The sequence below is a fragment of the Streptomyces sp. Ru73 genome (assembly GCF_002920575.1).
Classification (GTDB): Bacteria; Actinomycetota; Actinomycetes; order Streptomycetales; family Streptomycetaceae; genus Streptomyces.
Genome location: NZ_PQSQ01000058.1, coordinates 41,933 through 51,786, shown reverse-complemented (window position 1 = coordinate 51,786; position 9,854 = coordinate 41,933). Strand labels below are relative to the sequence as shown.

At 73.8% G+C, this 9,854-nt stretch carries 11 protein-coding genes; 8 read left to right on the top strand and 3 right to left on the bottom strand.

Annotation, left to right across the window (positions count from 1 at the left end; genetic code table 11):
- Positions 1 to 474 precede the first annotated feature (474 nt).
- Positions 475 to 900, bottom strand: coding sequence for a VOC family protein (locus C3486_RS23325; protein ID WP_103834712.1), 426 nt, complete (start codon positions 898 to 900; stop codon positions 475 to 477).
- A gap of 350 nt (positions 901 to 1,250) precedes the next feature.
- On the opposite strand from C3486_RS23325, the gene abc-f reads away from it, so the two are divergent.
- The 8 genes from abc-f to amaP all read left to right on the top strand — a co-directional run bounded on the left by abc-f (position 1,251) and on the right by amaP (position 7,203).
- A complete protein-coding gene (gene abc-f, locus C3486_RS23320; RefSeq protein WP_103834711.1) occupies positions 1,251 to 2,849 on the top strand; it encodes a ribosomal protection-like ABC-F family protein in 1,599 nt (532 codons plus the stop codon).
- Between the two features lie 383 nt (positions 2,850 to 3,232).
- On the top strand, positions 3,233 to 3,454 hold the full coding sequence (locus tag C3486_RS23315) for a helix-turn-helix domain-containing protein (protein WP_006606369.1): 222 nt from the start codon (positions 3,233 to 3,235) through the stop codon (positions 3,452 to 3,454).
- Between the two features lie 128 nt (positions 3,455 to 3,582).
- Positions 3,583 to 4,362, top strand: coding sequence for an enoyl-CoA hydratase/isomerase family protein (locus C3486_RS23310; RefSeq protein WP_103834710.1), 780 nt, complete (start codon positions 3,583 to 3,585; stop codon positions 4,360 to 4,362).
- Positions 4,363 to 4,559: 197 nt separating this feature from the next.
- Positions 4,560 to 5,030: an Asp23/Gls24 family envelope stress response protein gene (locus C3486_RS23305; protein WP_103834709.1), complete on the top strand. Its 471-nt coding sequence runs from the start codon at positions 4,560 to 4,562 to the stop codon at positions 5,028 to 5,030.
- 117 nt (positions 5,031 to 5,147) lie between these two features.
- Entirely contained in the window at positions 5,148 to 5,348 is a 201-nt protein-coding gene (locus tag C3486_RS23300) for a hypothetical protein (RefSeq protein WP_103834715.1), read from the top strand.
- 3 nt (positions 5,349 to 5,351) lie between these two features.
- On the top strand, positions 5,352 to 5,906 hold the full coding sequence (locus C3486_RS38810; RefSeq protein WP_103834708.1) for a hypothetical protein: 555 nt from the start codon (positions 5,352 to 5,354) through the stop codon (positions 5,904 to 5,906).
- A 34-nt stretch (positions 5,907 to 5,940) separates the two neighbouring features.
- Entirely contained in the window at positions 5,941 to 6,588 is a 648-nt protein-coding gene (locus tag C3486_RS23290) for a DUF6286 domain-containing protein (protein WP_103834707.1), read from the top strand.
- A 9-nt stretch (positions 6,589 to 6,597) separates the two neighbouring features.
- The gene (amaP, locus tag C3486_RS23285; protein ID WP_103834714.1) at positions 6,598 to 7,203 is read left to right on the top strand and encodes an alkaline shock response membrane anchor protein AmaP; all 606 of its coding nucleotides are present in this window, start codon (positions 6,598 to 6,600) and stop codon (positions 7,201 to 7,203) included.
- Positions 7,204 to 7,263: 60 nt separating this feature from the next.
- On the opposite strand, the gene C3486_RS23280 is transcribed toward amaP, so the two are convergent.
- Both C3486_RS23280 and C3486_RS23275 read right to left on the bottom strand, forming a co-directional pair.
- Complete coding sequence (locus C3486_RS23280; protein ID WP_103834706.1) at positions 7,264 to 8,019, bottom strand: SDR family oxidoreductase; 756 nt, start codon at positions 8,017 to 8,019, stop codon at positions 7,264 to 7,266.
- Positions 8,020 to 8,023: 4 nt separating this feature from the next.
- Complete coding sequence (locus tag C3486_RS23275) at positions 8,024 to 9,853, bottom strand: glycoside hydrolase family 15 protein (protein WP_103834705.1); 1,830 nt, start codon at positions 9,851 to 9,853, stop codon at positions 8,024 to 8,026.
- Position 9,854: the final 1 nt, after the last annotated feature.

The following is a 9,854-nucleotide window of genomic DNA, read 5'->3' as shown; positions in this document are numbered from 1 at the left end:
ACGGGCACCCCCGGGAGCGTGCACTGGGCCGTCCGGCAGCGTGCATCGGGCCGCCTGGCGGCGCGCACCGGACAGTCCGGCAGCGCGCACGGGGCGGTGCCCGGCGACGCACACGGGCACCCGGGAGCGTGCACTGGGCCGTCCGGCAGCGTGCACCGGGCCGCCTGGCGGCGCGCACCGGACAGTCCGGCAGCGCGCACGGGACGGTGCCCGGCGACCCGCACGGGCACCCGGGAGCGTGCACTGGGCCGTCCGGCAGCGTGCATCGGGCCGCCTGGCGGCGTGCACCGGACAGTCCGGCAGCGCGCATCGGGCCTCCGGTGACGCACACGGCCGCCTGGCGGCGTGCATCGGACAGTCCGGCAGCGCGTCCCCGGCCGCCCGGCCGCGTATGGGAGGCCGCTCCTGCCGCGTACGGGCTCCGTCCTGCCGCCTACGGACCCCGCCCGGTCGCCCCCTCAGTCCTCCGTTCCCTCAGCTCTCCGTCCCGTCGGCGTCCCTGGTCGACGGGGCGTACGTGCCGAAGCTCCAGACGTTGCCCTCGGTGTCGCGGGCCATGTAGTCGCGGGAGCCGTACTCCTGGTCGGTGGGCGGGACGAGGATCTCCGCGCCGGCGGCCCTGGCCCGCGCGTGGTGCGCGTCGACGTCGCCGACGACGACGTAGACACCGGTCGGGCCCGCGTCGCCCATCGTCTCGGCGAAGACTCCGGCGCGGCCCTTCGCGCCGAGCATGACCGTGCCGTTGCCGTAGGACAGCTCGGCGTGCAGCACGGTGCCGGTCTCGTCCTCGTACAGCGCGCCCCTGGTGAAGCCGAAGGCGGTCGTCAGGAGCTCGATCGCGGCCTTGGGGTCGCGGTAGAGGAGCGTCGGGCAGATCGAGGGAGGCGGGGTGGCGGACATGATGCGGTCCCTTCGCGAGCCGGTGTGTCCTGACTCACATCAGTGTGCCAGTGGGGTCCGACAACGCCATGTGACCTGGGAGTACACCCGCTCCACGGGCGCTCCGGGAGCGCCCCCGGAGCCCCCGGCCGGTCCGCGCCGGCGCCGGCGGCAGCGGGCTGACCGGTCCGCTCCGGCGCAGGCGGCAGCGGAAAAAACTGCTTGCACAGCCCCGTTAGACTGGTCCCATGGCAATTCTCCTTGTGCATTAGACGGCGCAGGCCCGTCCGCGCTCCCTCTGCCGAGCGCGCCGCGTTGCGGCTTCTCCCGCCCGTCCGTTCGCCGTCCACCCTGCCCTGGAGTCTTTCCCCGTGATCACCGCCTCCGGTCTCGAGCTGCGCGCCGGCGCCCGAGTCCTCATCGAGTCCGCTTCCTTCCGCATCGCCAAGGGCGACCGCATCGGCCTGGTCGGCCGGAACGGCGCGGGCAAGACCACCCTCACCAAGGTGCTGGCCGGCGAGGGCATCCCCGCCGCGGGCACGGTCACCCGGTCCGGCGAGGTCGGCTACCTCCCGCAGGACCCGCGCACCGGCGACCTGGACGTGCTGGCCCGCGACCGGGTGCTCTCCGCCCGCGGCCTGGACGAGGTCCTGCGCAAGATGCGCGAGAACGAGGACCGGATGTCCAACGGCAAGGGCGCCACCCGCGAGCGCGCGATGAAGAAGTACGAGCGCCTGGAGACGGAGTTCCTGACCAAGGGCGGGTACGCCGCCGAGGCGGAGGCCGCGACCATCTGCGCCAGCCTCGGCCTGCCCGACCGCGTCCTCGGCCAGCCGCTGCACACCCTCTCCGGTGGTCAGCGCCGCCGCGTCGAGCTGGCCCGGATCCTCTTCTCGGACTCCGACACGCTGCTCCTGGACGAGCCGACCAACCACCTGGACGCCGACTCGATCCTCTGGCTGCGCGACTACCTCAAGACCTACCGCGGCGGCTTCATCGTCATCTCCCACGACGTGGACCTCGTCGAGACCGTCGTCAACAAGGTGTTCTACCTGGACGCCAACCGGTCGACGATCGACATCTACAACATGGGCTGGAAGCTGTACCAGCAGCAGCGCGAGGCCGACGAGAAGCGCCGCAAGCGCGAGCGCGCCAACGCCGAGAAGAAGGCGGCGGCGCTGAACTCCCAGGCGGACAAGATGCGCGCCAAGGCGACCAAGACCGTCGCCGCGCAGAACATGGCCAAGCGCGCCGAGAAGCTGCTGGCCGGCCTGGAGGAGGTGCGCCAGTCCGACAAGGTCGCCAAGCTGCGCTTCCCGAAGCCCGCGCCGTGCGGCAAGACCCCGCTCACGGCGGAGGGCCTGTCCAAGTCGTACGGCTCGCTGGAGATCTTCACCGACGTCGACCTGGCCATCGACAAGGGCTCCCGGGTGGTCATCCTCGGCCTGAACGGCGCGGGCAAGACGACCCTGCTGCGGCTGCTCGCCGGGGCCGAGAAGCCGGACACCGGCACGGTCACCCCCGGCCACGGCCTCAAGCTCGGCTACTACGCGCAGGAGCACGAGACGCTCGACCCGGACCGCACGGTCCTGGAGAACATGCGCTCGGCGGCTCCTGACCTGGACCTGGTCGAGGTCCGCAAGACCCTGGGCTCCTTCCTGTTCTCCGGCGACGACGTGGACAAGCCGGCGGGCGTGCTCTCCGGCGGTGAGAAGACCCGGCTCGCGCTCGCGACCCTGGTCGTCTCCTCCGCCAACGTCCTCCTTCTGGACGAGCCCACCAACAACCTCGACCCGGCCAGCCGCGAGGAGATCCTCGGGGCGCTGCGCACGTACGAGGGCGCGGTGGTCCTGGTGACCCACGACGAGGGTGCGGTGGACGCCCTGGAGCCGGAGCGGATCATCCTGCTGCCGGACGGCGTGGAGGACCTGTGGGGCCCGGATTACGCGGATCTGGTGGCGCTGGCCTGAGGCCCGCTCCGGCCCGCCGCGGTGCCCGGCACGGCGCGGCACGGGCCGTGGGACACCGTGATCAACACCGTATGGATCATTCGGCCGACGGGTGATCCATCATCTGAGTGAGAACGGCTCGTACCCGGCGCGCCGCACCGCACGAGAGGCGGTGCGCCGGTACGAGCCCGCCGCCGTTCTGTCGTATACCTCCTGACCTGGCCGTTCTTCCGGGCGCTCGGACGGGGCCGCTCGGTAAGGCCCTTGGAATTCGCGATTCCGGGCACTCGTGCGCCATCCCGCGCGCCAAACGATGTCCTACCGACCTTGTCGAATGGGTGGCCAGGACGGGCGGGAGGGGTGATCATGAGAGTCCAGAGCGCACTTCCCATGAGGAGGCACGGGTGGCCGAGACTCTGAAGAAGGGCAGCCGGGTGACCGGCGCCGCGCGCGAGAAGCTCGCGGCAGACCTGAAGAAGAAGTACGACTCCGGAGCGAGCATCCGGGCGCTGGCCGAGGAAACCGGCCGCTCCTACGGATTCGTGCACCGGATGCTCAGCGAATCCGGTGTGGTCCTGCGCGGTCGTGGCGGGGCCACGAGGGGCAAGAAGGCCGCCTCGGCCTGACTCGAGGCGGCCCGCGACTCCGAAGAGCCGACGGTGCCACCCGGTCGAAGAAGTGATCGACCGGGTGGTTACTGTTCAGTTAACTTAGCGGTTGCTGTGCAGTGACCGTTGAAACTCGGAGGCGCTCCATGACCCTGCTCGACAAGGATGGTGTCCGGCTCACCGTTGACGACGCCGTCGCCACGGTGACGCTCACCAACCCCGCCAAGCGCAACGCCCAGTCGCCCGCCCTGTGGCGGGCCCTGGCCGAGGCGGGGCAGCAGCTGCCGGGGAGCGTACGGGTCGTCGTGCTGCGCGGCGAGGGAAAGTCCTTCTCCGCGGGGCTGGACCGGCAGGCCTTCACTCCCGAGGGCTTCCCGGGCGAGCCGTCGTTCCTGGACATGGGACGAGGTCCGGAGAGCGAGCTGGACGCGCTGATCGCCGAGTACCAGGAGGCGTTCACCTGGTGGCGGCGGAACGACCTCATCTCCATCGCCGCCGTCCAGGGGCATGCCATCGGCGCCGGCTTCCAGCTCGCGCTCGCCTGCGACCTGCGGGTGTGCGCGCAGGACGTGCAGTTCGCCATGCGTGAGACGAGCCTGGGCCTGGTGCCGGACCTGACCGGCACGAAGCCGCTCGTCCACCTGGTGGGCTACGCCCGTGCGCTGGAGATCTGCGCCACCGGCCGGTACGTGCACGCCGAGGAGGCCGAACGCACCGGCCTGGCCAATCTCGTCGTACCCGGCGACCAGCTCGACGCCGCCGTCACCGACCTGGCCGCCGCGCTGCTCGCCGCGCCCCGGGACGCCGTCGTCGAGACCAAGGCCCTGCTCGCCGGTGCTGCTGCGCGCTCGCTCGACGAGCAGCGTGCGGCGGAGCGTGCGGCGCAGGGCCGCCGGCTGCGCGACCTCGCCGGCGCGGGCGAGTAACCGGCCGCCGTGTCCGGGGCGCGCCGCGCGTGCCCCGGGCGCGCAATGGATCACTGCGCGCCGCCTTCCCGCCGCTTTGCCCGCCCGGTCGGCGTATCCCGGCGGTATCCCGGCGGCGCTCCGCCCCGACCACCCCTAATGTGGGTTTCGAGGGCATGCCAGGTGTGCCCGCTCCTCCCCGAGGAAGGGACGACGCGATGAGCGACACCGCACAGGGCGGCCGGCCGCACGGCGAAGGCGGCGCCCGCAAGACCCTCGGCACCGAACGTGGTGGCGGCGACCCGGCGACCCGGGGCCGTACGACCATCGCGGACGGCGTGGTCGAGAAGATCGCCGGCATGGCCGCCCGGGACGTCATGGGCGTCCACGCGATGGGCGGCGGACTGGCCCGCACCTTCGGCGCGGTACGCGACCGGGTGCCCGGCGGCCGCTCCGTCACGCGCGGCGTGAAGGCCGAGGTCGGCGAGGTGCAGACGGCACTGGACCTGGACATCGTCGTCGAGTACGGCGTGGCGATCGCCGAGGTGGCCAAGGCGGTGCGGGAGAACGTCATCGCCGCGGTCGAGCGGATGACGGGACTGGAGGTCGTCGAGGTCAACATCGCGGTCGGCGACGTCAAGCTGCCGGACGAGGTCGAGGAAGAGGAAGCGGAGCCCCGGCTCCAGTAGCGGTCCGATCCGTCCGGGCGGTCCGGCCGGACGGGCGTACGGATGCCGGCGGCCGGGTTCCGGCAGTGGTCCGGCTGGTCCGCCATCCCTGCCGGGGTGGCAGCGAGGGAGTGCACGATGAGCATGGCCGTGGCCGGTCTGTTGGCCGGCATGGCACTGGGCTTCGCCGGGTACTTCGGCGGATTCGGGGCCTTCTTGCTGGTGGCGGCGTTGGGGGCGGTGGGGTTCGTGGCCGGCCGGTTCCTCGACGGCGACCTGGAGCCCGGGGAGTTCTTCCGGCGCCCCGGAGGCCGTGAGCGCGACGTCCGGCGGCGGTGAGGCGTGGCCGGACAGCTTCCGGAACCGGCCGTCGAGGCGGGGCTGCGCGGTGCGACGCGGATCGCCGACCGGGTGGTCGCCAAGATCGCGGCACAGGCCGCACGGGAGGCGCTGCGGCACGGCCCGGACGGCGGCGCGGAAAGCGGCAGCGGGGCGCACGCCGCCGGCCGCCCGCCCGCCGACGCACGCGGCCCTGACGCCGTGCCCGCCGGCGCGGCCCCCGACGACGCGGCGGCGGCCCCTGAAGACGGAACGCCGGACGGCGGGACGGTGACACGCCCTGGCGGCCCGGCGCGTGACGTCCGTCCCGGTGACGCCGACGCCACCGTCGTCGTACGCCGCCACAACAGTCAGGACACCTTCGGCGAGGCCCGGGTGCGGGTCTCCGTCGAGCTGGGCTACCCCGGCGACATCGGCGCCCAGTGCGGCGCGGTGCGTCGCCGGGTGACGGAACGGGTATGGGCGTTGGCGGGCATGACGGTGCCCGAGGTGGCGATCCAGGTGACCCGTCTGCACTCGCCGCAGCTGAGGCGGACCGGGCAGGGGAGAGTGCGATGACACGTACGGTGACCCGGGTGACGGGACGCGGAGCATGAGCGAGCCGGACACGACGCGGCGCCTCCCGACCCTGGAGAAGGCCGGCCGCGGCCCCGAACAGTCCGCTTCCGACGCCGCCTACACCTCCGGCGCGCGCGGCGGCAGGACCGGGCGCTTCTGGTCGGCCCGGCGGCTGCCGGCCGCGCTGGTGGCACTGGTGGTGCTCGCGGTGGCCGGGCTGTTCCTGTACGACGTGGCCGCCGTGCGCGCCGGGCAGCCCGCGATGGCCTGGCGCCGCCGGCTCGCCGACGAGCTGGCGAGCCGCCCGCTGGAGGACACCTGGGTGCTGGCCGCCGCCGCGCTGGCCATGGCCCTGGGCCTCTGGCTGGTCGTGCTCGCGGTGACCCCCGGGCTGCGCGGCGTCCTCCCGATGCGGCCCGCCACGCCCGCGACCCGCGCGGGCCTGGACCGCTCGGCCGCCGCACTGGTACTGCGCGACCGGGTCATGGAGGTGCCGGGCGTGCAGTCCGTACGGATCACGGTGTCCCGGCGCAAGGTGACGGCCCGCGCGTTCGCGCACTTCCGCGAGCTGGACGAGGTACGCGGCGACGTGGACGCGGCGCTGGCCGAGGGCCTGGAGCGGCTCGGCCTCGCCCGGCCGCCGGGCATGTCTGTGCGCGTACGGCGCGCCGGGAAGAGGTGAGCTGTGGCGATGCGTCAGGTACGGCGGACGGTCAACCGGGTGCTGCTCGCGCTGCTCGGGCTGGTGCTGCTGGGCACCGGCGGGCTGGTGCTCTTCGGCGGGCTCGGTCTTGCGGACGCATGGCACGCGGGGCCGCCCGGCGGTTGGCCGTGGACCGCGCCCCGTGACGTCCTGCTGCCGGCGGCCGACCGCACCCGCTGGACGGGGTCGGGCTGGTGGTGGCCGGCCGTGATCGCCGCGCTGGCCGTGCTGGTGCTGCTCGCCCTGTGGTGGCTGCTGGCCCAGTTCCGCAACCGGCGGCTGCGCGAGGTCCTGGTCGACACCGGGGACGGGGAAGGGGCGCTGCTGCGCGGCCGGGCCCTGGAGGACGTCCTCGCGGCCGAGGCGGAGAGCGCGGACGGCGTGCACCGCGCCGTGACGCGCCTGACGGGCCGGCGTCGGGAGCCCCGCGTACGGGTGCGCCTGCTGCTGGAGCCGCACGCCGACCCGGCCGGCGCCGTGCACCTGCTGAGCACCCGGGCGGTGGCGCACGCCCGGGAGGCGACGGGCCTGCCGGAGATCCCGGCCGAGGTCCGGCTGCGCGCCGTACGGCACCGCGCCGAACGGGTCACCTGAGCGCCTGGTACGCCGCGGGGTGCCGCCGGACGGCGGCACCCCGGGCAAGGAGAGGGGTGCTCAGAAGCCGTGCCGCGCGCCGCCGTCCACCGGCACCATCACGCCGGTGACGTAGGACGCCGCGGGGGAGAGCAGGAAGGCGGCGGTGCGGCCGAACTCCTCCGGCGTGCCGTAGCGGCGCAGCGGGATCGAGGCGGAGTTGCGGGCGCGCGCGGCCTCCGGGTCGCCCGACAGGTCGTCCAGCTGCCGCATCCGGTCGGTGGCGATCCGGCCGGGCAGCACGCCGACGACGCGGATGCCCTTGGGGCCCAGCTCGACGGAGAGCGACTTGGCGAAGCCGGCCAGGCCGGGGCGGAGTCCGTTGGAGATGGTCAGGCCCGGGATCGGCTCGTGGACGGAGCCGGAGAGCACGAAGCCGATCACGCCGCCCTCGCCGAGCGCCTCGGCCGCAGTGCGGGCCAGCCGGACCGCGCCCAGGAACACCGACTCGAAGGCGTCCCGCCACTGCTCGTCGGTGTTGGAGGCGCCGGTGCCGGGGGGCGGGCCGCCGACGCTGATGAGGATGCCGTCCAGACCGCCGAAGCGGTCCTCGGCCGCGTCCACCAGGCGCTGCGCGGCGGCCGGGTCGGCGTTGTCCGCGCCGATGCCCAGCGCGCGCGGCCCCAGGCCCTTCGCGGCCTCGGCGGCCGCCTCGTCGGTGCGGCCGGTGATCACGACGTTCGCGCCGTCGGCGACGAGCGCACTGGCGGTGGCGTGGCCCAGCCCTCGGGTGGCGCCGGTGACGATGTACGTCCGGTCGGTGAGTCCAAGATCCATGGGGTCAGTCTGCCTTGGGCATGCCCGCCAGGGTGAAGGCGGTCCCGATCAGACCGATGTGGCTGAACGCCTGCGGGAAGTTGCCGAGCTGGCAGCCGCTCACCGGGTCGTACTCCTCCGCCAGCAGCCCGAGGTCGGTGCGCAGCTCCAGGAGGCGGTCGAAGAGCTCCTGTGCCTCCTTGGGCCGTCCGGTGAGGTACAGCGCGTCGGCGAGCCAGAAGGAGCACACCAGGAAGGCGCCCTCCTCGCCGGGCAGCCCGTCGGTCGCGTGCGAGCCGTCGCCCCGGTCCGCGCTGTAGCGGCGCACCAGCCCGGCGCGCGCGCCGCCCGCGCCGTCGGGGCCGGCGGCGTACGTCAGCTCGCGGCGGACCGCGTCGACCGTGCCGATCACGCGCGGGTCGTCACCCGGCAGGAAGCCGACGCGCGGGATGAGGAGCGTCGCGGCGTCCAGCTCCTCGGAGCCGTAGTACTGGGTGAACGTGCCGCGCTCGGGGTCGTACCCCTTCTCGCACACCTCGCGGTGCACCTCGTCCCGCATCTCGCGCCAGGCGTCCAGGTCCGCCTTCAGACCGGGGTGCGCCTCAGCGGTGCGGATGGCGCGGTCGGCGGCGGCCCAGGCCATGACCTTGGAGTGCACGAAGTGCCGGCGCGGGCCGCGGACCTCCCACAGGCCCTCGTCCGGTTGCCGCCAGTTCTTCTGGAGGAAGGCGAGCAGGGCGCGCTGGATGTTCCAGGCGTGCGGCTTGTCCTCCAGGCCGGCGTTGCGGGCGAGGAACAGGGAGTCCAGGACCTCGCCGTAGACGTCGAGCTGGAGCTGGTCGACGGCGGCGTTGCCGATGCGCACGGGCGCGGAGCCGGAGTAGCCCGTAAGCCAGGGCAGCTCCGCCTCCGGGAGCCGCCGCTCGCCCGCCAGCCCGTACATGATCTGCAGGTCGGCGGGGGAGCCGGCCACCGCGCGCAGCAGCCAGTCGCGCCAGGCCCCGGCCTCCTCGGTGTACCCGGCGGAGAGCAGCGCGTTGAGGGTGAGGGTGGCGTCGCGCAGCCAGCAGTAGCGGTAGTCCCAGTTGCGTACGCCGCCGATCTCCTCGGGCAGCGAGGTGGTGGCCGCCGCGACGATGCCGCCGGTGGGCGCGTACGTCAGCGCCTTCAGCGTGATCAGGGAGCGGATGACGGCGTCGCGGTGCGGTCCCTCGTACGTGCACCGCGCCGACCACTCCTTCCAGTCGTCCAGCGTGCACTGCAGCGCCTCGTGGGGATCGATGCGGCGCGGGCGGGGCCGGTGGGAGGGGTGCCAGGTGAGGACGAAGGCGACCTTCTCGCCGGCCTCGACGGTGAAGTCCGAGCGGGTGCTGTAGCCCTGGCCGTACGTCGTCACCTGCGGGTCGGCGGACAGCCAGACGGAGTCGGGGCCGGCGACGGCCACCCGGCAGCCGTCGACGTGCCGTACCCAGGGGACGACGCGTCCGTAGTCGAAGCGCAGCCGCAGCACGCCGCGCATCTCGACGCTGCCCTCCAGGCCCTCCACGATGCGGACGACGTCGGGTGCGCGGTCCCGCTGGGGCATGAAGTCGGTGACCCGGACGCGTCCGGTGCCGGTCGTCCACTCGGTGTCCAGGACGAGCGAGTCACCCCGGTACGAGCGGTCGGCGCGGGCCTCGTGGTCGGCGGGCGCGAGCCGCCAGTGGCCGTTGTCGCGGTCGCCCAGGAGCGCCGCGAAGCAGGCGGCCGAGTCGAAGCGGGGCAGGCACAGCCAGTCGATGGAGCCGTCGCGGCCGACGAGCCCGGCGGTCTGCAGGTCCCCGATGAGCGCGTAGTCCTCGATAGGTGGATGCACG

Excerpts from the sequence above, each read along its gene's own strand:
- C3486_RS23325 (WP_103834712.1), bottom strand. The coding sequence starts at position 900 with ATGTCCGCCACCCCGCCTCCCTCGATCTGCCCGACGCTCCTCTACCGC.
- C3486_RS23310 (WP_103834710.1), top strand. The coding sequence starts at position 3,583 with ATGACCCTGCTCGACAAGGATGGTGTCCGGCTCACCGTTGACGACGCC.
- C3486_RS23305 (WP_103834709.1), top strand. The coding sequence starts at position 4,560 with ATGAGCGACACCGCACAGGGCGGCCGGCCGCACGGCGAAGGCGGCGCC.
- C3486_RS23300 (WP_103834715.1), top strand. The coding sequence starts at position 5,148 with ATGAGCATGGCCGTGGCCGGTCTGTTGGCCGGCATGGCACTGGGCTTC.
- C3486_RS23290 (WP_103834707.1), top strand. The coding sequence starts at position 5,941 with ATGAGCGAGCCGGACACGACGCGGCGCCTCCCGACCCTGGAGAAGGCC.
- amaP (WP_103834714.1), top strand. The coding sequence starts at position 6,598 with ATGCGTCAGGTACGGCGGACGGTCAACCGGGTGCTGCTCGCGCTGCTC.
- C3486_RS23280 (WP_103834706.1), bottom strand. The coding sequence starts at position 8,019 with ATGGATCTTGGACTCACCGACCGGACGTACATCGTCACCGGCGCCACC.